Genomic DNA, 21,497 nt, shown 5'->3' with positions numbered 1-21,497 from the left:
TTGCTTCACATTGGCGTGTGCTTTGCGGACAGTGTCATTTCCTCGAAGAGATGACGCTCCGGGTCGAATTGGGTTAAGAAGTGAGTTTACTAACATCATCACCTTCGGCATGAGCGCGGGGTCGCTGGCTGGCCATTAGAACTGCGCACATCGTTGCGGGGCCTACCGGTCGGCCGCTGACAGTCGGGCGCGTGGAGCAGATGCTGGGCTCGTTGACAGCACTCGGAGCTAAGTCACCGTCCATCGGAGATGCCACTCATAAGGTGGCGTCGACACACAGGTCGTACTCTGGTCGGCGATGGGTACACGAGGTGTGGAGGGCGCGTATCAGGGTGCGCTTCAGGCGTTCCAGAACCCGATGCTCGATCTGCTCCACCGGACCTATGCGCCGTTCGTGGTGACCGTGCTGGCGATGATGTTCACGCCGGAGCGGTCGACAGTGGCGGTGGCGGATGCCCATGCGGAGATCGCCGACGCCCTCGAACAGTTGCGAGCCGTGGGCTACGGCTACGAGGGCGACCAGCCGCTGCCTTCGGGGAACGCCCGTGACCTGTGCAGGCAGTGGGTGCATGCGGGCTGGCTGGTGCGGCAGGTCTCCGACGACGTCGAGGTGTACCGTCTGTCCGCACATGGCGTTGGTGCGCTCGAGGTGGCCGGTCGGGTCGGTGGAACGCGGACCAGGGTGTCGGAGTCCCGGGTCAGGACGCTTCTGGAAGCGGTCGAGCGGCTGGCGCAGGACGCCGACCCGGATGTGATGGCCCGGATCGCCCGTCTCCAGACGGAGATCGATCAGCGCCGGCGGGAACTCGACCGACTCGAACGGGGCGGCGCCGTCGACGCCGTCGACGATGACCGGTTGCTCGAGGCGGCGGAGAACGTGCTGCATCTGGCACGGGAGCTCCCCGCCGACTTCGCCCGCGTCGCCGAGTCGATCAAAGCCATGCAGCGGGACGTCGTCGCCGACTTGCGGCAGGACGTGCGGCCGACCGGTGAGGTGCTGCGCGAGTATCTGGAGCGCGGTCGTCAGATCATGGAGGCGACACCGGAGGGCCGCGCGTTCGCCGGGGCGTTGCGCCTGATCGGTGACCCCGCGCAGATCGATGATCTATGGAATCTGCTGCGCACCGTGCTGCGGCACGGGTTCACCGACCTGATGCCGGAACCACAGCAGCGGGAGCTCGCCGAGATCGCACGCCGGATCGAGCAGGGCGTCAAGGAGGTGCTGGCCGCGCAACGGCAGGCGTCGCACGTCATCACCACCCAGGTGCGCAATCATGACCCGATGCGGGACCGCCAGGTGGACGAACTGCTGCGGGACGTGATGTCCGGATTCCACACCTGGGTGCCCGGTTCGCGCCGCAGTGCGGTGGTCGCCCCGCTGCGTCGCCTGCCGGTGGCTGACGTCGGCCAGTTGCGGCAGACGATGAGCGACCTTCGGCCGTCCCAGCCGCCCGCGCCGCTGCGGGAATGGGACGAGGCAGAGGACCTGTCGTCCGGGGACACCCGGGCATGGGGTGGTCCGCAGTACGCCGAACTGCGCGCGCATCTGGCGGCGTTCACGGGCGATGCGGACGGCGTCGATGTCGCGGCCGCCTTCCGCGCGGCGGCCGAGCGGCTACGGCGGCCGGTGGATTTGCTCGGACTGCTGGAGATCGCACATGACTTCGGAATGACCGACACGGCCGAAGTCGCGGTGGTTGATGTGGTCAGGCCTGACCAGACTCGGCGGCGGCTCGCGTTCGGCGGCGTACATGCGGCGAACCCGGCGTCGGCCCGCGCCGCAGACGAGAGGCCGGGAAGCGACGATGAGTGAACCGGACGGTGCAGATGACGGCTGGTCGGCCGGCGCGGCGGCCGGTTTCATCGAGCCGGTTCCGATGGAGAACGACCCGACCGAACTGTTCGCCGGTGACAGGGGCACGCTGGACGTGGACGTGCGGCGGGTACTGGTACGGCTGCTGCAACGAAGGTTCCTGCTGGCCGATAAGAACCCGGCGCAGTGGCGGACGCTGTTGGAGAACCAGCAGATCATTGAGTCGCGTTTGCACGACCTGTTCGTTCGGCTCGTCGTCGATCACGACCGGGGCATCGCCTACAAACAGCAGGTGCGCTCGGCGGAACTGGACGTCCCGATCCTGCTGAAGGACGACCCCTACAACCGGGCGGAGACCCTGGTGCTGGTCCACCTGAGGACCATCTTCCAGCGGGAACGCGGCACCGGCGAGACATCCGCGCGGGTCGACATCGAAGAGCTGGAACAGACCGTGCTGACCTTTTTCGATCCAGATGATCACAATCTTGCCCGCGGCCAGCGCGAGATCCGCAACGCGGTGCAACGACTGGTCACTGAGGGCCTGCTCGCGGAGGAGTCTGCGGGCCGGTACCGGATCACACCGCTGGTCGAGGTCGTGCTGAGCACCGAGAAGCTCACCGAACTGAACCAGTGGCTGCGGCAACAGAACGAGGTCGCGCCATGAGCATGATCGACACTCTGTTCGGGTTGATCCCGGCGGCATCGCGGGGGCAGCAGTGGGTGGCGCGGGATCTGCAATTGGTCAACTGGGGCGGCTACGACGGGTATCACCGCGTCCGGTTCGCTCCGGGCGCGACCCTGTTCAGTGGCGGTTCCGGGTCAGGCAAGTCGACTCTGATGGATTCCTACATCGCGTTGCTGATGCCGCACACCACCCCGTTCAACGGGGCGTCCAACGGTGGGGTGGTCGGTCGGCCCCGGGGCAAGGACCAGCGCAACATCCTCTCCTACACGCGGGGGAAACTCGACGAGTCACGGGCGGGGGGTGAGACGAGGTCGCGGGTGCTGCGCGGGGACGGCCGCGACACCTGGTCGGCGATCGCGATGACGTGGGCCGATCGGAGCGGTGCGGTGTTCACCGCGCTCCGGGCCTGGTACGTGCCGTCGTCCGCGCGCACCCTTGACGACCTCGTCGTGGTCCGCGCCACCAAGGACGACGCCTACGACCTGCGCGTGCTTGACGGCCCTGCAGGCAACAGGCTCGCCCAGGCCGCGGTCACCGCGACGGGCGTGACCTGCTTTGGCACAGACCGGGACTTCACCGCCCGGCTGCACACCACGCTGGGCATCGGCGCCGCCGGGGACGGGCACAAAGCGGTCGGGCTGCTCGGCAGGATCCAGGCCGGTCAGCAGATCACCACCGTGGACGCGCTGTACAAGACGATGGTCCTTGAAGAGCCGTCCACCCTGGTCACGGCAGACGAGGTGGTGCAGCAGTTCGACGAGCTATCCGGTACCCGGGACCGGATGATCACCGCCCGCCGGCAGGTGCGGGCGCTGACCCCGATCCGCGACCACCGGGACACCATCAACCGCGCGGTGACACGGTTGCAGGTCATTGACGATGCCGGATCGTTCACCGACCCGACGTCCCCCGCGGCGCTGTGGCGGCACGAACGTCGGCTCGACCTGTTGCGCGCGGCCGAGGGGGACCTGGCCGGACGGCGCCGCCGGGCCGAGGATGAGGTGCAGGAGACAGCCGCGCTGATTAAGGCGGCGGAATCCGAGCGTGACGCGGTGCTCGACATCCTGCGTGCCTCCGGCGGCGACCGGCTGGACACCGCGCTCCGGGAGATCCGTGGAGTGGAACAGCGGCTGGCCGACGTCGAACGCGCACGGACGCGATTGGACCGCGTCCTGGGCAGCGTCGGCGCCACCGTGTCGACCGGCCAGGACTTCGCTGCGTTGGTCGAAACGGCGCACCGGGCGCTGGCCGACTCCGACGCCAGGAGGACCGCCCAGAACGAATTTGCCGAGGCGACCTCGGAGCGCAAGGACGCAGCACGCGACCTGGCCGGGTTGCGCGCCGAGCACAGTGCGGTCAAGGCCCGCCGGGGCAACATCCCTACCGACCTGCACGCCGCTCGCGGACTGCTGGCCGACGCCGCCGGGCTGACCACAGACGACCTGCCGTTTGTGGGTGAGCTGATCGAAGTGCGCACGGAGTTCGAACCGTGGCGGGAGGCGTTCAACCTGGCGCTCGGCGGGTTTGCCACCCGGATGCTGATCGACATCGGCCGGCTGAACTCGTTCCGCGAGGCGATCAATGCGGTGCCGGTCGCCCGGCGTATCCAATTCGAAGGCGTCCGCACCGGCATGCGCGACGAGGTCGGGCTGAACGACAAGACGCTCGCCGGCCGGCTCGACTACCGGCCGTCGCCGTTCACTGCCTGGCTCAAGAGCGAACTCGCCCGCAGGTTCGACTTCGTCTGCGTCGAGACGCCCAAACTGCTGGTGCAGTACCCCAAGGCGCTTACGATCACAGGCCAGACGTCGCAAGGCGGCCGGGGCGCGCACGGCGGTCACGGCCGGGCCAACCTGCTGGGATTCACCAACACCAGGCTGCTCGCCGACCTCGACACTCGTATCGGCCACGCCCGGGAACGTCATGATGACGCCGTCGCACAGGCGACGAAGGCGGAGCAGGCCCTCAACTCGTTCGAGGAAAGACGCACCGCCTACCAGACCGTGACCGAACTGTCCTGGGATCAGGTTGACGTCGAGTCCGTCACCGCCGAACGGGACCGTTGGAACCTGGTCATCACCGAAGTCCGCGCAGGCAACCCGGAGATCGACCGGCTGCAGCGGGAGGCGGAGGAGCTCAAGCGACGGGTCACCAAGCTGACCGAGCGCATCGGCGGACAGAAGAACGAAATGGAGCGGCTCAGCAGGTCATGGGAATCGATCGTCGACGAGGTGGACGGTGCCCAGCGGGCGCTCGACACCGCCGCGGCGACCGGCACCGAGGTGAGCCGGGAACACCGGGAGTACCTCTCAGGGCTGTTCGACGACGGCCCGGCCGGCGCCGATCCGTCGACGGCGCTGGCGGAGTTCGACGCCGCGCACCGGCGCGGCGTCGAACGGATGCACGAAGCTCGAAAGTCGGCGGAGGAATCGATCGGCCGGTCGCGGAAGGCGCTGCACGAGACGTTCTCGACGTTCGTCGAGCGCTGGCCGAACCCGAACCTCGGCACCGATCCGGATGCCTCCTGCCGCGACTTCGAGCGCCTGCTCACCGACCTGGAGACCAGCGGACTGCACGAGCTGGAGACCGAGTGGCGCGACAACCTGCTCAAACTCTCCGGCAACGACCTGACCAGCCTGGACAGCGAGCTCGCTGCTGCCGTTCGGGAGATCCGCGACCGGATCGACCCCGTCAACCGCATCCTCGCCGAACTGCCGTTCGCCGACGACGGCCACCGGCTGCGCATCGACCCGCAGGAAAGCCACTCCGCGGTGCGCGCCCGGTTCCGCAAGGAACTGCGCGACGTACGTGTCGTCATCGACAAGGCGACCACAGACGTCGACCGGGAGCGCGCCTACCACCGAATGGCCAAGGTGATCGACCGCATCCGCCGCACCGCGCCTGATTTCGCCGACCTGATCGACGTGCGCAACCACGTCCGGATCAGCGCGGAGAAACGCGACCTCGCCGGTGAGCATGTCGCGGTCTACGACCACATCGGGGAGAAGTCCGGTGGCGAGTCCCAGGAACTGGTCGCATTCATCGTCGGCGCCGCGCTGCGCTACCAGCTGGGCGACGCGGGCGCCGAACGCCCCCGATACGCCCCCGTCTTCCTCGACGAAGCGCTGATCAAGGCGGACGCGCACTTCACTGGCCGAGCCATCGGCGCATGGCGCGGGCTGGGCTTCCAACTTGTCATCGGCGCTCCCAATGACAAGCACAGCGCGATCGAACCCCACGTGGACGCGGAATACCTCATCCTCAAGAACGCCGAGGGGCGGTCATGGGCGAAACCCATTGTCGCGGTTCCCGAAGCATGACCCCCCGACTGATCACTCCGGCCGACGCGGTCGAGTCACTCCGCCGCAAGGTCCACCAGAGGTGGGCGGAGGCCCTGTGCGCCGACCTCGGCGTCGGCGACCCGGTCTCCTTCTCCGTTCCGCTTCGCCCCGGCGTGTCGACCGGAAGTGCGGTGGCGCGAATCGGACACGCCGCCTGGCACGAGTGGCACATGCGCTGGCGCGAGTTCACCGACCGGCATCCCACGGGCGTGGTGATCGTCCGTAAGCCGGTGTCCGTCCAGGGCGTAACGGACGACTACCCCACCACACTCGTTGCGGACCTGTCCGGTGCCGTCGCCCTGGTCGCCGGAACCGAACCGCCAACCGTGGACGTCCCCCGTGCCCGTGCACTCGCGTCGTCGCTGCTGTCCACCGGGGCGGTCCTCACCCCGGCCAACGTCCGGGCCGCCTACCAGCTCGGAACCGACGACACCCAGGTGCTGCTCAACGCGGTTACCTGGCTGCATCAGCACCCAGACGCGAGCGCTTGGACTGCGCGTCAACTCCCGATCCCCGGCATGCACACCAAATGGCTCGACACCCATGGCGCATTGCTGCGCGACGTCACCGGACGCGACGTCCGGGATGAGGTCCGGTCCCGGCCGGCCGTGCTGCACTTGACCTACGTCGACCCCGGCCACACTTCGTCGGGCCGCCGCAGGCATGACGCTTGGACCACCGGCGACTCGCACGACATCGCCTACCGGCCGCGGACCGTTCTCGTCGTCGAGAACCGCGACTCCCGGCTCTGGTTCCCGCCGGCACGGGACACGATCGTGGTCGAGGGCAGTGGCAAGGCGGCCGCGGCCCTGCTCGCGAATGTCCCCTGGATCCGCGCTGCGGACCACGTCGTCTACTGGGGAGACATCGACGCGGACGGATACGCGATCCTCGACCGGTTCCGCGCCGCGCTGGCTGAGCCCGCACCGGGCGACGCGCCACCGAAACCGGTCAGCTCGATCCTGATGGATGCCACCGACCTGCACCGCTACGCCCAGCACGGGGTGAACCACGACAAGGCGGGTCACCCCATCAAGCCGTCTCCGGCGATCCTGCCGCACCTCACCGAAGCCGAGACGGCCGCATACGACACCATCGCAACCGCAGGCCCCACCCCGTTCCGCCGGATCGAACAGGAATCCATACCCCTCGACCACGCCGCAGCCCGTTTACTGGACGTCACCACGAGATCTCATCCATAACCAGGCCGTTGTTGTCCGATCGGGAACGGTCGCCCCCAACCGGGCTGCGGAGTGGTGGCGGACGGGGAGCGGCCTGGTCGCTCCAGCGCATCGCGTGGCGGTGTGCACAGCAGAACTGTCGACCCGACGGAAGCATTGTCAGCGGGGTCGAATTGGCCAAGGCATTCAATCGCAATCCGTGCTGGGGGAGCATGGTCAAACAGCTCGGGGCCGTAGGAAAGCTGGATCCGAATCCGGGAGGCGACGCTTGGACTCCTGGCCAAATGGTATTTGGTGTGGCCGTGGAGGGGACTGCCAACAGCTGGCAGTGGCTCTCGCGCCGACAGTATGGATCACGCTTGGAGTGGCGTCGCGGAAGGCCGATACCGTGTGATAATGCTGCCTCCCGCGGATCTCCCCGACAGTGTGCTGAAGCACGACGACGGTTTCGATGTTCCGATCCTTATCCGGAACGGGCCCGCCAGGCGCCCGCACCCGCAATGGCATGGGGCTGCAACTCCCTGGCCTGCCACGGGATCCATTCCCGCACCTGGCTGGTATCTCGCGTCAGGACTGTGGCGGGAGATTCTCAAACATGGTGCCGAGGTCGGCCGCGATTTGGCGCCGTGGCTCAGGCACTACCCGCGACTTGCGGGGCAGGAACTGCTCGCGAGGATCTCTCCGCTGCATGCGTACCTGACACTGTCGTCGGGGTACCCGCGGCCGCACCCGGACAGCCACGGGCGCAGGCTCCGATCGTCCGTGGTCTTCGACCATGGAACCGAGACCAGTGCGAAGGCGGCGTTTGGCTACCGGCTTGGAATGACCATGGCGCAGTGGGCCTGCTGCGGCCTTATGGGGCTTGGGCAGACAACTCACGTCGAGGCCCCGGGGCTGGTGGGCTTGCCCTTCCTTGGTGGTATGACCGGCCCTCGCCCAGACCTCGTCGGTCGGCACTCGGCGGATTCTCTGCCCTGGTGGTTGGTGGAGGCCAAAGGTGGCGTGGGCGTCGGTCTGCCGGTGCTGCGGAAAGGCCAGGAGCAACTCGAGGGCGGCAGCCTCGCCATGAACGGGTACCCGCACCGGCTGATCCTCTGTGGAACGTCCTTGAATGATCATGTCTTCATGACAATCGACGAGGTGCAGCCGCCCGGTTCGGGACAACTTCCGCGACCGGATGGCGGCGACGGTGGTCCGGACGACAGCCTTGACGAGGATCCTGATGCGCTGCTGTCGGTCGCCAAGGCCCAGTTGCTGACCTACCTCAATCTCAGGTACAGCGTTCGCGATCAGGTGCAGTTGGTGGCACTCGTTGAGCGAGGTGCCCGGCGCTCTCGTCCTCGTACTGGAATGCTGACGCCCTTGGAGAACGACCAGGCGACTTCCGAGGTTCGGCAGCGTCTGCGTTCCAGGGAAGCACGGACAAGCCGGGAGGTGAGGGAACAAGGCGCCGCCGACTTCCTTGTCGGACCGATTGCAGGGACCGACGTGCGGCTCGGCCTGACGCGACGACTGTTCGCAGCGTGCGAGCAGCTGTTCCAGGAACGAATCCGGTACCTGCCTGATGTGCCCGTCGGACGATTCCTGAAGCTTGAGAAGCGGAGTGGCAGCGAGGAAGAGGTGCTGGAGGAACTCGCCGTAGTTGAACGAATTCGGGACGCCGCCGAAGCCGAGGATCGCAGCCGCATCCGCGACTCGGTTTTCCGTGCCTACAGAACCGCCACCGAGCGAGACTGGCCCCAACTGCTGGAACGAGCCGAGCCTCCGTTGGACTTGGCAGAAACTCGGCTTGAGGGCGCTACAGCGGAGACATATATCAGCATTCCGTCCAACGACCCTCTCTTGCAAGCGGCGACCTGAGCACCGTGAGTGAGTGCGCCGCGCCCGCGTCACCAACCTCTGCCGCAAGTAGTTCGATCATGGCGAGGCCTCGACCAGAGAGGGACGAATCGTTCAGTGGGTGGACGCATCGCGGACCGTGCCTGCCGCTGCGGCGGGCACGGCCCGCCACGCCGGGGAGGGAGGGTTCGAATCCCGTCGCCCTCTCCGATGCCCCACACGAATCGGGCGTGCGGAGGCTCCCCTCCGGGGCCGCCGCACGCCCGATGCCGCGCTCTCAGAAGCCGCTCGCCCGGCGACCGTGGCCGCTCACACCACGGCTTTCACGAGCGAAGGATTCCCCTGCTTACCGGTAGGTCTTCTGGCACGTCGGGTCGTCGCCACTCTTGTCGAAGATGAACCGCACGCCGATGTTGCCGCCGCCGCGGTGGTAGTCCTTCTTACGGAGGAAATTCCAGCGGCCGTTGGCGACCCCGTTGTCGTTGTTCTTCGTATGCTTGGTCGGCGCCACGCCGAAGTCGGCGACCATGACGTTGTGATTCTTGCGGCCGTTGCTGGGCGTGATCCTGTACTTCATCTCCCGCACATCGCTTCCGGACCAACTTCTGCCCGTGTAGCCAATGCGCACCTCACCCTTGAACCCTCCCTTCTTACAAGAGATGGTCTTGTACTTGAGAGCCGCCGCATCTGCCGGTGCGCTCATCGCCATGACACTCGCCCCGACCGCGGCAGCCATGGCCGCCGCGCAAAGCCTGGACTGGATACGCACTGATTCGTTTCCTTTCGCAGGAAGACAGCGGAGGGGTCGTTCCTCCTCCGCCCAGAAACCGGCTCACGCGCCTTGCCTAGAGACACAACAGCCGGTGACTCTGACCCTTCCTCGCACATCGGGTGGCCGGTAAGGGCCGAGGGCACTAACTCGGCCGCCCGAATTGGCCCCGTGGCACCAATGCCGCAAGCCCATCGGCATCCGAGCCGACGCCTACCGGCTGCATGACGCCTGGCACGCTCCTGGGAGAGCAGGGCGTAGACATCCATGTCATCCAGCGCATCCTGGGGCACGCTCAGCTCACCACGACGCGCCGGTACACCGGACTGTGGGGCGCATGGGGGCTGATCTGGCCCGAACTGCAACCCGGACGACTGAGGGCGGGCGCCGTGTCCGGCGTCCGCCCTGGTCAGATGGAGTGGGTCGCGTGGGACTCGAACCCACAACCTACGGATTAAAAGTCCGGAGCTCTGCCAATTGAGCTAGCGACCCTCAAGTTTGACCTGCGGTTTCCTCCGTGGGCGGCGGCCGCGCCCGATCGTCCATGGGTGGTACAGCTTAGGATTCCGGCCCGTCTGGGCTGGCTCTGAGTGTAGAGGGCACCACTGGCTCCCTGCACATCAGTAAACGCCCGGCGGCGCCCCTGGACAGTAGAGGGGCATGTCCGAGGTGGCGATCATCCAGTTCGACCCAACCCGCGCAGCCGCGGAGAGCGGTCGCGCCTGAACGAGTTGCTGGATGCGGACCCACCGGCGCCGCCACGCCCTACCGGCAGTTGTGCGCCTTCAAGCTGCAACATCGATAGCATGTGATCGTCGGCGGGTGGGGAAGCCCGACCGACGGGAACGCCCGTTCTCCTTCGGGAGGGCGGGCGTTTCGTACGCCTCAGGCGGGCCGGGCGTTTCGGCGTGCTGTGGACGTGTGCTGGGCGGCGTCGAGGTTTGCACGTTAGTGAAGCGCTGGGGTTAGGCGGAGGGGGAGGTGTTTTAGGCCGTTCTGGAAGTTGGAGACCAGGCGGGTGGGGGTGCCGGTCTGCTGGATCTCCAGGGGGAGGAGGTTCTTGAAGATCGCGCGCATCTGGGTGCGGGCCAGGTGGGCGCCCAGGCAGAAGTGGGGGCCGAAGCCGAAGCTCACGTGGTCGTTGGGGGTGCGGGTGATGTCGAACGTGTCGGGGGACTCGAAGACCGTCTCGTCGCGGTTGGCGGAGGCGTGGTAGACGACCACCTTGTCGCCCATTTTGATCTTTTGGCCGGAGAGTTCGTGGTCTTGGGTGGCGGTGCGGCGGAAGTCCATGACCGGGGGCCAGTAGCGGAGCATCTCTTCGATTGCGGAGGGGAGGAGGTCTGGGTTGCGGCGGAGCAGGGTTAGCTGGTCTGGGTTTTCTAGGAGGGTTAGGAGGCCCCCTGGGATGCCGTTGCGGAGCGTCTCGTTTCCGGCTACGGCGAAGAGGAAGAACATGTTCTCGAACTCGGCGCCTGTCAGGCCGCCGGAGAGCATGTGGGACATCACGTCATCGGTGGGTTGTTTCGACTCGGCCAGGGCGTGCGCGTAGGCGAACATGTCGGCCAGGGCGGCTCGGGAGCGAGGGTTCATCGGGCGGCCGTCGGGGCGGGTTGAGGCGGGACGGTGGGTCAGAGCCTCGCGGGCCATGGGGGACAGGGTTGAGGTGTCGGAGGCCAGGTTGGAGTATTCGGCGTCCTGGTAGCCGATGACGCGGGAGGCCCAGTCGTAGAGGAGGCGGCGGTCCTCGTCGGGGACTCCCATGATTTTGGCCAGCGTCCATACGGGGAGGTCGGCTGCTATTTCTACGAAGTCGACGTCCTGGTTGAGGGCGGATTCGATTAGGGAGCGGGCTCGGTCTTCGATTGTGGTTTCCAGGGCTCGTACGGCGCGGGGGGTGAACGCGGCGGCGACGATGCGGCGCAGGCGGGAGTGGTCGGGCGGATCCTGGTTGAGCATCATCGACTGGACGAAGTGCAGGTCGGCTGGAGTGTCGGGATCACGGATCTGGGTGGCTCCCAGGTTTGAGGAGAAGAGCTCGGGCGAACGCAGAACGTGTTTGACGTCGGCGTGCGGGAACACCGCCCAGTAGCCAGGGCCCGCGGGCCAGGCGCCGACGGCGGGCTCGGGGATCCAGCAGACGGGAGATTCGGCGCGGAGTCGTTGGAAGGTGTCGTAGGGAATGCCGGTGGCGTAGGTGGCGGGCAGGAAGATCTCCTCAAGCATGCTTTCAGCGTGCATCATGACGGGGTGACGATGCAGCCTGCGGATGGCGACAAGATCCTGAAGGACAACTTCGCGCCCTGGGTGCTCGACCTGGGGCTGAGCGTTGAGGCGCTGGGGGAACGCCAGGCCACGCTACGACTGCCCTGGTCGGAAAGGCTGGCCAGGGAGGGCGGCGCTCTGAGCGGTCAGGCCATGATGGCGGCGGCCGACACCGCCACGGTGATCGCGGTCTCCGTGGCGCGGGACGGGTTCGTTCCGATGACCACGGTGCAGCAGTCCACGACGTTCCAGCGACCGATCCTGGCCAAGGATCTTCTGGTGACGGCTCGGCTCACCAAGCTCGGCCGGACGCTGGCGTTCGCCGACATCACGATGACGGGCGACGGCGATGCCGAGCTGGCGGCGCACGCCACGACCGTCTACGCGATCATGGGGTGACGAGCTCCGACTCGGAGAGCTCGATCGTCCAGTCCTCGCCGATCGGCATGAGGGTGTAGCGCCATCGGGGCGTGCCGGGGCCGGCACCGTGAACCTCAGCCAAGGCGTCCACGACGTTGTGCTCGCGGGCGGGTGGCGACTCGAGGATGCGGACGGTCATTTGGCGGCTGGTTCCAGGTGGAGTTTGTGCAGTTCCTTGCGGGAGGCTACGCCTAGCTTGGGATAGGCCTTGTAGAGGTGGTACTCCACCGTGCGCGGGCTCAGGAAGAGCTGGGCGGCGATCTCGCGGCTGCTGATGCCGTCGGCTGCTAGCCGGACCACCTGGAGTTCCTGTGGGGTTAGGCGGTCCAGGACGTCGGGGGCTACGGCTTGTTCGTATGCGGGCGCGGTGGCGGATTCGCCGGTGGCGCGTAGTTCGGAGCGGGCGCGGTCGGCCCAGGGGGCGGCCTTCAGGCGGTCGAAGATTTCCAAGGCGGAACGGAGCGGGACGCGGGCGTCGGCTCGGCGGCGGGCTCGGCGAAGCCATTCGCCGTAGAGGAGTTCGGTACGGGCTCGCTCGAAGGGGCGGCTGCCGTCCTCGTGCAGGCGGAGGGCCTCTTCGTATGCCTCGCCTGAGTCGGTGACCAGCGCGTCGCAGCGGAACGTCACTGCGCGGGCCCAGGCTTGGCCGCTGGCGTCGGCCCAGGACCGGATTCGTTCTAGGGGGTCTTGGGCGCGGGTGAGCTGGCCGAGGCGTATGGCTGCCTCTACCTGGTCGGCGGCGGCCAGGAGATTGGCTGAGGTGTGGCGGCGGGGGTCCGCGGCGATCTCGTCCAGGCGGCGGAGGGCTGTTTCATAGCGTCCTAGGCCAATGTCGAGGAGGCTCATGGAGACGTCGGCCAGGCCGCAGCCGGGTGCGGCCGACGCGTTGGCGGTGAGGGTCCGCAGGCGTTCCTCGTCCCCCTCGATCGCTGCGATGCGGGCGAGAACGATGTTGATCCGGCTCTTCCGGACCTCCATGCCCGTGTCCCGCGCGATGGTGATCGCTTCGGCGGCCGTGGCCTCGGCGTCGCGGTGGCGGCCGGCGGTGATCTGGACCTGGGCGAGTGCCTGGAGGGCGTCGGGAAGAGAGCCGATCAGCCCGTCTCGGCGCAGACGCCGGGCTTCTGCGATGGCCAGGTCGAGCGTGATCGTGTCGTCTCCGAGGATCAGCCCGCAAGTGATGGCGTGCAGCCGTTCTTCCGGGGTGTCGAGGGGGGCGTTGCGGGCTGCTGCGATCAGCCCGGCGAGCAGGGGGAGGCCGTGGGCGTAGTCGCCGTCGATGATGTGAGCGAGGCTGCGGACGGCCTTCTCGTCGTGGCCGCCGGCCCGGAGAAGCTCGGCGCTCTGTTTGATCGTAGCCGCGTCGCCGCAGCTCCAGGCGTACGTGGCGCTGGTACGGAGCATGCCCGGGACGTCCTCGGGGGCGGCGTGGCGGACGTTGTCGATCAGGAGGCGGGCGGCCCCGCTCTGCTCGCCGCGTTCGAACTCGACAGCCGCGCGGATCTGAGCGAGCCGAGCGTGCTCCTCAGGTGCGTCGGTGTACTTTCCCGCGGTTGCGGCTAGTTCGTCGGCTGCGGCGAGCCTCCCGGCGCGGAGGAACGCGTTGGCGGCGGAGCCGAGGCGCCGGGCGCGGGCGTCGATGTCCGGGGTCAGGTCGGCTGCTTGCTGGAAGAGCGCAGCTGCCGTGTTGTATCCGGCGCGGTTCAATGCGCGTTCGGCGGCCTCCTGTAGGTCGATGGCGACCTCCTCGTCCGGCGCCATGGCCGCGGCGGCGCGGTGGCGAGCCCGGCAGTCCGGGTCGTCGGCGCTCTCGGCCAGCGCCCGGTGGACCTCGATGCGGCGGGCGGCGGACGCGCCCTGGTAGGTCGCGGATCTGATCAACGGATGGCGGAACCTCACCGAGGTACCCGTGATCTCCACCAGGCGAGCTCTCTCGGCCGCTTCCAGATCGGCGAGTTCGACTCCGAGCAGGTGGCCTGCGCCGACTGTGGCGGGCAGGTAACCGCGCCCCTCAGCGGACGCGATCAGCAGCATGAGCCGGGTCTTGTCCGGCAGCGCCGCGATCTGTGCCCGGAACGCGGCGGTCACGCGTTCGGCGACCGGGAGGGGCGAGGGAATGTGCGCTCCGGCATGCGGAGCCAAGCCGAACTCGATCAGCGCCAGCGGGTTGCCGTCGGCCTCGATGAGCACACGGTCGCGGTTCGTAGGGGTGAGGTCCCGTCCGTTCAGTAGCTGCTCCGCCTCCTGGCGGCTCAGCCGGGACAGCTGCATCTCGGGAAGGCCGATCCCGGTGAAGCCGTCCTCACGCGTGGCGAACAACATCACCACGCCCTCCGCGGCGAGCCGCCGGGCGGCGAAGAGCAATGTCTCGGCGGACGTGGTGTCGAGCCACTGCGCGTCGTCGATCAGGCAGAGCACCGGACCCTCGTCGGCCATGCAGGACAGCAGGGTCAGGACGGCCAATCCGCCTAGGAAACGATCCTGGGAGAGGCCGGTCGGCGTGGCCTCGGCGGGGTCCAACGAGTCGTACATGCCAAGGGAACGGCGTAGCGCCATCGCCTGGGGCGCGGGGAGATCGTTGATCCGCTCTTGGACGGGCCACAGCAGCTGGTGGAGGCCGGCGGACGCGATGTGGCTCTCGCTCTCGAATCCCGTGGCGCGGAGCACCGTCAGGTCGGGACCTTTGCGGGCGGCGTCCTGGGCCGCCCATTCGAGCAGGGCGGATTTGCCGATGCCCGCCTCGCCGCGCAGCACCAGGGAGCCACTGCGCCGGTTGGCCCGGGCCTCGTTCATGATCAAGGCAAGCTGTACTTGCTCGGTCTCACGTCCGTAGAGCACGTCATCAAAACTACGGGGCCAACTACCGAAGCTTTACGGATTCGGCCCGTATCCCGTGATTCGTACCTTCTTCACCAGCGAGAACACATTCTGTAGATGGCTGGAGACCGTGATGAAGGACTTGTTCGAGCCCGTGACCCTCGGCGCACTGACCTTGCGCAACCGGCTGGCGATGGCCCCGATGACCCGGAGCCGGGCGTACGACGCGGGCAAGGTGACCGAGCTGACCGCCGAGTACTACGCACAGCGCGCCGAGGCCGGATTGATCATTACTGAGGGCACGCAGCCGAGCGAGATCGGCCAGGGGTACGTCTACACGCCGGGATTGCACCACGACGAGCAGGTGGCGGCTTGGCGCAAGGTGACCGACGCGGTGCACGCCAAGGGCGGCCACATCTTCGCTCAGATCATGCACAGCGGGCGGGTGGGGCACCCCTACCTCTATGCGGATGACGCCTTGCCGCACGGCCCGTCGGCGATCCCGTCCGGTGAGCGGCTCTACACGCCGGATGAGGGCATGCTGGAGCACCCCACGCCACGTGAGATGTCGATCGAGGACATCGCACAGACGGTCGACGACTTCGCCGCCGCGGCGCGCAACGCGATCGAGGCCGGCTTCGACGGAGTCGAGTTGCACGGCGCGAACGGCTACCTGATCCATCAGTTCCTGGCGGACGGGAGCAACCAGCGCACCGACGCGTACGGCGGCTCCATCGAGAACCGCATCCGGTTCGCGGTCGAGGTCGCGCGGGCGGTCAGCGACGCCATCGGCCCGGAGCGGACGGGGATCCGGGTGTCGCCGGGCAACTCGGCCAACGGGATCTCCGAGAGCGACACCCCTGAGCTGTACGTGGCGCTCACGCGGGCGCTGGCGCCGCTCGGGCTGGCCTACGTACACGTGATGGAGCTGGCGAGGCGGGACGTCACGAAGCTGATCCGGGCGGAGTGGCCGGGCGTCCTGATCCTGAACGCGCACCCGACGCCCGACTCGTTCCCCTCGCGGCCTGAGTACGGCGTGGAGGCGCTGCGCGAGGGTGTCGCCGACGTCGTCTCGCTGGCGGAGCTGTGGCTGGCCAACCCGGACCTGCCCGCACGGATCAAGGCCGGGGGGCCGTACAACGAGGCGGACAAGGCGAGCTTCTACGGCGGTGACCACCGCGGCTACACCGACTACCCGACGCTGAATGGCGACGGTCAGGCAGGGGATTCTCTGTCCGAAGGGCAAGTTGCCTAACTTGCTCCCAAGGGCAGGCTGCCTGAACGGAGCGACTCGCCTGAACGGAGCGACTTCCGTGAACGGAGTGACTCGCTGAACGGAGCGGCGACTCCACTGGACATACGGACGCCCCGACGGTGCGATCACCGTCGGGGCGTACCCGTTTCGCTTAGCCCTCCGTAGGCCAGCCTTTTGCAGACTCAGACTCAGCCTCGGCCTGCGGCGGGCTCGGATCTCTACAAGGCTCAGTAACCGGGGCGCGCGGCGCCCGCGAAGTTGCGCTTGTAGTAGCTGTTGAGCTTGACCTTCTTGACCCTCTTGCCGGAACTGGGCGCGTGGATCATGTAGCCCTTGCCCACATAGACGCCCATGTGGGTCTTACCGGAGTAGAAGAACAGCAGGTCGCCCGTGCGGGCACCCTTCCATGAGACCTTCCACTTGACCGCCCGGTAGATCTGCTGAGTGGTCCGCGGGAGCTTCACGCCCGCTTTGCGCCACGCTCCGCCGGCCAGGCCGGAGCAGTCCCAGGAGTGGGGGCCGGTGCCCCCGTAGCGGTAGCGGTCACCGATCTGCTTGTACGCGTACTTGACCGCCCAGTTGGCGCGCTTCTTCTGCCTCTGGAGACGCTTCTTGGAGAGCTTGGCCGTCACACTCGCCTCGGCCGCCGTCGGCTGGGCTGCCTGTGGAGCTGACGCGTTCACCGGTCCGGCCGTCAGGAGCGAGGCTCCGAGTGCGACCGCAGTGCTCAACGTGATGCCACCGGCGAACAGCTTGAGGGGGATTCGGGGGGTATGCAGGACGACTCCTGACCTAGCTGGTGGTGCCTACCGGGCAGCCCGTACCGCAGGGGGCGTTGGGCGCCACCAGGGTTCGGATCGCTGTGCGTACCGCCTCCGCCGGTGCCATGGGAGGGCACGCGGAGCGGTGGACGCTTCCGGCTCCACGCTTCAGGTCTGCGTGGACGCGGCTGTCGACGGCGGTCTCTTAGGCGGTGGGAGGCTGGGGCACCGCTGCCGCTTGTCGGCGTGAATGTTCTGTTATCTGCATGGCTCCATGGCTTTATGGAACGGCATGAACGTAGCCAGCCCCGCGATATCCGGCAAATCACGGAGCCTTGATTTGGCCTGGACAGGTGTCTGGGTATACCGCGTATGCAGGTCGCGGCCTGCATGGATTCCCGCAGTTTTGGAGGGATGTGATGTGAGTCACAGTTTGATAGGTAGAGGTGCCAGACGTGTGATTCGTGAGCCAGGACACTGAACGCCCGGCACGTTCCGTACCGGGCGCACAGCGTTGAGTGGCGGGCACTTTTCAGTGCTCAAAAAAGTGATCGCAGGCGCTCACAGTCAGTAGCCGGGACGGACCGCCCCGCTGAAGTGCCGCTTGTAGTAGCCCGCCAGTCTGACCTTCTTCACCCGTTTGCCGGAGCTGGGCGCGTGGATCATGTAGCCCTTGCCCACGTAGATGCCCATATGGCTTTTGCCGGAGTAGAAGAACAGCAGGTCACCCTTGGCGGCGCCCTTCCACGAGACCTTGTGCTTGACCGCTCGGTAGATCGCGTACGTCGTGCGCGGGAGCTTGACCCCCGCCTTGCGCCACGCTCCGCCGGCCAGGCCGGAGCAGTCCCAGGAGTGGGGGCCGGTGCCCCCGTAGCGGTAGCGGTCACCGATCTGCTTGTAGGCGTAGGCCACAGCGGCAGCCGCCCGGCGCTTCTGCCTGGCCTTTCTCGATTCCGCCGTCGCGTACGTGCCCGTAGCCGCCGTCGCGTACGTGCCCGTGGCCCCCATCGCGTATGTGCCCGTGGCCTTCGGCACGAATGTGCCCGTGGCCTCCGGCGTGAACGCGCTCGTGGCCGCTGTCGCGGATGTCACCACCTTGCTTGGAGTGGATGCCGTGGCTGTTGTGGCCGGCAGCGCGGCCGCCCCTGCGATGGCCGACGTGCCCATGGCGCAGCCTCGCAGAAGCAGGGTGGAAGTGCGGGACTTAAAGGGGAATCCGAAGGTATACAGGATTGCTCCTCACCTCGCGGTTTCTGCCTACCGGGCAGCCGAAATAGCGGGGCGTGAGAAAGGGTTTCGGCTGTGCTCATTCCGCGGCTGTCCGGGATGGCTTCCGGATGCGGCGGAGACCCGGTTCCATGCCTCTGGTCTGCATGGATTCGGCTGGTCGGCCGCGTGCGCGCCGCGTGCGTGCCGCCCGTGCGCCGCCTGAGGCGCGCGGACTGGAGGCCATGGGAACTTGCCTCATGGTCGCGACTGACCCATTGTTCGGTTGTTGGCGACCCCTTTGCCGCTCGCCGGTCACGTTAACTGCGGCAGCGCGAACCGGCAATATCTCCCGGCGCCACGAAGGCCTTTTAGATCAAGAAAATGCCGATTACGCAAGGTAATCAGAGCTGCACAAGGCGCCGAGCGTTTTATGGCTCTGTGATGCCGACCACAATCTGTCCCCGGCGTGCCATCCCATGCCCCTCCTTGGCGACAAGTGGGCATATGTCCGTATTCACGGTGAGTGGCGTACCGCATTCGATTCATGCACTTCGGGGACGCGAAAGGCGCCCGCCGTACGGCGGGCGCCGGTTGCCTTTCTGACCCACGACCGTCTCCCGACGGGCTTTGCGGTGGCCTCATGCGGCCGAATCACCATTGTGTAGTTCAGGTCACATCCAGTGTTCGTTCGAGGTGGTCGCCACGCGCCCGGTCCGGATCCGGTCAGCTCCAAGCTGCCTGCGACGGGTCGACGTACGGCGCGTTCGGCGGCAGAGGGCTCTCCGGGCGGCCGACCATGACCGCGCCTGCCTCCTGGCGATCCCGGATGACCTTGGCCAGAGTAAAAGTCGAAGTGATGAGGTAGAGCCCGCCGAGCGACAGGAAGGCACGGATCCACACCGGGGCGGGCATGTAGGCGATGCCAAGCGCCATCGCGGTGACCGCGACGGCGAACGAGATGATCGCCTGGATGAAGAACGCGGTCGTCCCCTTGAGCTGTAGTAGAGCGTTCATGGGACAACTGTGCGCCGCACCGCCGCGCCTGAGTAGGAACGCGGGCATCTCTACTCAGCATCGGCCGCGATCTCCTGAGTATCCGCCGCCAGCCAGATCCGGACACACCACCACCCTTGGCCGCTTGCCGATCCGCACATCCCACCGCCCTTGGCCGCTTGCCGGATCTGGACACCCCACTGCCATTGACAGCGCCCCCGCACGCACCTGTTATCCGAAAGAGGTTCATGTCCTGTCTCCGAAGGGAGATCCAGTGCTGGGCATGCCGCGCATCGTGCACGTGCTCTCCGCGCTCGCCCTCGTCAGCGGACTAGCGCTGACCACCCCGGCCTCCGCCGCCGGCTTGGACGGGGCCCGCCCGGCGGTGAAGTTCCCGAAGGGCTTCCTCTTCGGGGTGTCGGCATCCGGGTTCCAGTCTGAGGGCGCGTTCCCTGACAGCAACTGGATCCGGTACGTGAACAGGAAGGCGTACGGGATCAAGGACCCCTACGTGAAGGCGGTCGACTTCCGGAACCGTTACGCCGAGGACGTCGAGCGTGCCCGGCAACTCGGCGTCAAGGTCTTCCGGACCTCGGTCGAGTGGTCGCGCGTCGAGCCGCGCCGCGGGGTTCGGGACGCGCGCGAGCTCGCGTACTACGACGACCTGATCCGCCGGATCCGCGCCGCCGGAATGCGCCCGATGATCACGCTCGACCACTGGGTCTATCCAGGATGGGTCGCCGATCAGGGTGCCTGGGACAACCCGCGGACGAGCGAGGACTGGCTGCGGAACGCGGCGTTCATCGCCCAGCGCTACCGGGGCATGGGCGTCATCTGGATCAGCTTCAACGAGGCGAGCCAGTACATCTACCACGAGACGCTTGCTCGTCCCATGAACCTCATCCAGCTCGCGAAGATGCGGGACGCCCTCACCAAGACCCATCGCAGGGCGTACGACCTGATCCACAAGATCGACCGCGGTGCCCTCGTATCGACCAACGTCGCCTACGGCACCGTCTTCAACGCGCTCTTCGACGCGGCGGTCTTCAACCAGGTCACCGACAAACTCGACTTCATCGGCATCGACTACTACTACGGCGCGAACGTGCAGAACACCACGGCCATCCATGCGCTGACCGGCGAGCTCTGGCGGATCGACCCCGAGCCGGAGGGCCTCTACTTCGTCCTCAAGAACTACCAGCGGCGGCTCCCGAAGCTGCCGGTCTTCATCGTCGAGAACGGCATGCCGACCGACGACGGCCGTCCCCGCGCGGACGGCTATACGCGCTCCGACCACCTGCGTGACCATCTCTATTGGGTGCAGCGCGCGCTCGCCGACGGCGTCAAGGTGATGGGCTACAACTACTGGAGCCTCACCGACAACTACGAATGGGGCAGCTACCGTCCCCGGTTCGGCCTCTACACCGTGGACGCGCTGACCGATCCGGCGCTCACCCGCCGGCCCACCGACGCCGTGCCCGCGTACCGCGCCGTCATCGCCAACCTCGGCGTGCCTTCCGGGTACGTGCCCAAGCGCAAGCCGGGCTGGTGCTCGATCGAGGATCCCATCGCCACCTGCTTCGGCACGGTCCCGACGCCGCCCGGCCCCTACCGCGACTAGGTCGGTTTCTGGCGGAATCTCCCGACTCCTTGCTATGGAATGATAATCGTTTCCGTGCGAGCCTAAGGATCACGAAAGACGAGATCGAGAAGGGAGAACGGTCATGTCCCTGACCGTCGATGACCGGTTGCTCGACCAGGCACGCAAGGGAGAGGTCGACGACGCGGCGTTCCTCGCCTGCGTGCGCACGTCGCTGCCGTACGCCTGGGAGGTGATCAGCGACGTCGTCGGCCGCATGCGCGACGGCTTCGCCGACAACCAGACGCCGCCACCGGACGAGGAGGCTCGCGGCCAGCTGCTGCGCGCCCTTGCCAGCGACGCAATGCGCGGCGCCTTGGAACGCCACTTCGGTGTACGCCTGGCCTTCCAGAACTGCCACCGGGTGGCCGCCTTCGCGCCCAGCGCCACCGACCGCTACGCCACCTTCACCTCGCCCCGCGCACAGCTCCTGAACCAGTCCCCAGACCTGGTCGACTGCTGACCCGATGCGGCGTGGCCTGTGCCGACCGAACCGCCCCAGCACAGGCC

The 21,497-nt window shown here is 67.2% G+C and carries 16 protein-coding genes and 1 tRNA gene; 9 read left to right on the top strand and 8 right to left on the bottom strand.

Going from position 1 to position 21,497, the window contains the following annotated elements; genetic code table 11:
• Positions 1–298: 298 nt before the first annotated feature.
• The 5 genes from ACH34W_RS27310 to ACH34W_RS27290 all read left to right on the top strand — a co-directional run bounded on the left by ACH34W_RS27310 (position 299) and on the right by ACH34W_RS27290 (position 8,880).
• Complete coding sequence (locus ACH34W_RS27310) at positions 299–1,813, top strand: DUF3375 domain-containing protein (protein WP_395963947.1); 1,515 nt, start codon at positions 299–301, stop codon at positions 1,811–1,813.
• Positions 1,806–2,477, top strand: coding sequence for a DUF4194 domain-containing protein (locus ACH34W_RS27305; protein WP_395963946.1), 672 nt, complete (start codon positions 1,806–1,808; stop codon positions 2,475–2,477). The genes ACH34W_RS27310 and ACH34W_RS27305 overlap by 8 nt, the downstream gene beginning before the upstream one ends.
• Positions 2,474–5,818 (top strand): ATP-binding protein, encoded by a 3,345-nt coding sequence (locus ACH34W_RS27300; RefSeq protein WP_395963945.1) that lies wholly within the window; start codon positions 2,474–2,476, stop codon positions 5,816–5,818. The genes ACH34W_RS27305 and ACH34W_RS27300 overlap by 4 nt, the downstream gene beginning before the upstream one ends.
• Positions 5,815–7,041 carry a Wadjet anti-phage system protein JetD domain-containing protein gene (locus tag ACH34W_RS27295; protein WP_395963944.1) on the top strand — a complete coding sequence of 409 codons (1,227 nt, stop codon included), beginning with the start codon at positions 5,815–5,817 and terminating at the stop codon, positions 7,039–7,041. Before ACH34W_RS27300 ends, ACH34W_RS27295 begins: the two co-directional genes overlap by 4 nt.
• A 375-nt stretch (positions 7,042–7,416) precedes the next feature.
• Positions 7,417–8,880, top strand: coding sequence for a hypothetical protein (locus ACH34W_RS27290; RefSeq protein WP_395963943.1), 1,464 nt, complete (start codon positions 7,417–7,419; stop codon positions 8,878–8,880).
• A gap of 325 nt (positions 8,881–9,205) precedes the next feature.
• On the opposite strand, the gene ACH34W_RS27285 is transcribed toward ACH34W_RS27290, so the two are convergent.
• The 3 genes from ACH34W_RS27285 to ACH34W_RS27275 form a co-directional block, all read right to left on the bottom strand.
• The gene (locus ACH34W_RS27285) at positions 9,206–9,628 is read right to left on the bottom strand and encodes a hypothetical protein (RefSeq protein ID WP_395963942.1); all 423 of its coding nucleotides are present in this window, start codon (positions 9,626–9,628) and stop codon (positions 9,206–9,208) included.
• Between the two features lie 419 nt (positions 9,629–10,047).
• Positions 10,048–10,120: transfer RNA gene (locus tag ACH34W_RS27280), tRNA-Lys, on the bottom strand.
• Between the two features lie 456 nt (positions 10,121–10,576).
• Entirely contained in the window at positions 10,577–11,854 is a 1,278-nt protein-coding gene (locus tag ACH34W_RS27275; RefSeq protein ID WP_395963941.1) for a cytochrome P450, read from the bottom strand.
• Positions 11,855–11,884: 30 nt separating this feature from the next.
• Between ACH34W_RS27275 and ACH34W_RS27270 the strand changes: the two genes are divergently transcribed.
• Positions 11,885–12,292, top strand: a complete 408-nt coding sequence (locus ACH34W_RS27270; protein WP_395964248.1) for a PaaI family thioesterase — start codon at positions 11,885–11,887, stop codon at positions 12,290–12,292.
• Here ACH34W_RS27270 and ACH34W_RS27265 read toward each other — a convergent pair.
• Positions 12,282–12,452, bottom strand: a complete 171-nt coding sequence (locus ACH34W_RS27265) for a hypothetical protein (protein WP_395963940.1) — start codon at positions 12,450–12,452, stop codon at positions 12,282–12,284. The two genes, ACH34W_RS27270 and ACH34W_RS27265, sit on opposite strands and share 11 nt — an antisense overlap.
• Positions 12,449–15,151, bottom strand: coding sequence for an ATP-binding protein (locus ACH34W_RS27260; RefSeq protein ID WP_395963939.1), 2,703 nt, complete (start codon positions 15,149–15,151; stop codon positions 12,449–12,451). The genes ACH34W_RS27265 and ACH34W_RS27260 overlap by 4 nt, the downstream gene beginning before the upstream one ends.
• 112 nt (positions 15,152–15,263) lie before the next feature.
• On the opposite strand from ACH34W_RS27260, the gene ACH34W_RS27255 reads away from it, so the two are divergent.
• Positions 15,264–16,385, top strand: coding sequence for an alkene reductase (locus ACH34W_RS27255; RefSeq protein ID WP_395963938.1), 1,122 nt, complete (start codon positions 15,264–15,266; stop codon positions 16,383–16,385).
• Between the two features lie 227 nt (positions 16,386–16,612).
• Here ACH34W_RS27255 and ACH34W_RS27250 read toward each other — a convergent pair whose 3' ends face one another.
• The 3 genes from ACH34W_RS27250 to ACH34W_RS27240 form a co-directional block, all read right to left on the bottom strand.
• Positions 16,613–17,116 carry a C40 family peptidase gene (locus ACH34W_RS27250; protein ID WP_395963937.1) on the bottom strand — a complete coding sequence of 168 codons (504 nt, stop codon included), beginning with the start codon at positions 17,114–17,116 and terminating at the stop codon, positions 16,613–16,615.
• 597 nt (positions 17,117–17,713) lie between these two features.
• The gene (locus ACH34W_RS27245) at positions 17,714–18,238 is read right to left on the bottom strand and encodes a C40 family peptidase (protein ID WP_395963936.1); all 525 of its coding nucleotides are present in this window, start codon (positions 18,236–18,238) and stop codon (positions 17,714–17,716) included.
• A gap of 840 nt (positions 18,239–19,078) precedes the next feature.
• Complete coding sequence (locus ACH34W_RS27240) at positions 19,079–19,369, bottom strand: YiaA/YiaB family inner membrane protein (RefSeq protein ID WP_395963935.1); 291 nt, start codon at positions 19,367–19,369, stop codon at positions 19,079–19,081.
• A gap of 262 nt (positions 19,370–19,631) precedes the next feature.
• Between ACH34W_RS27240 and ACH34W_RS27235 the strand changes: the two genes are divergently transcribed.
• Positions 19,632–20,969, top strand: a complete 1,338-nt coding sequence (locus ACH34W_RS27235) for a glycoside hydrolase family 1 protein (RefSeq protein ID WP_395963934.1) — start codon at positions 19,632–19,634, stop codon at positions 20,967–20,969.
• Between the two features lie 103 nt (positions 20,970–21,072).
• Positions 21,073–21,450 (top strand): SCO5389 family protein, encoded by a 378-nt coding sequence (locus ACH34W_RS27230; RefSeq protein ID WP_395963933.1) that lies wholly within the window; start codon positions 21,073–21,075, stop codon positions 21,448–21,450.
• The last annotated feature ends 47 nt before the right edge of the window (positions 21,451–21,497 follow it).

The organism is Actinomadura sp. 6N118, assembly GCF_044326415.1.
Taxonomy (GTDB): Bacteria; Actinomycetota; Actinomycetes; order Streptosporangiales; family Streptosporangiaceae; genus Spirillospora.
The sequence above is the reverse complement of the archived record's forward strand: the minus strand, read 5'-3'. Positions and strand labels throughout refer to the sequence as shown.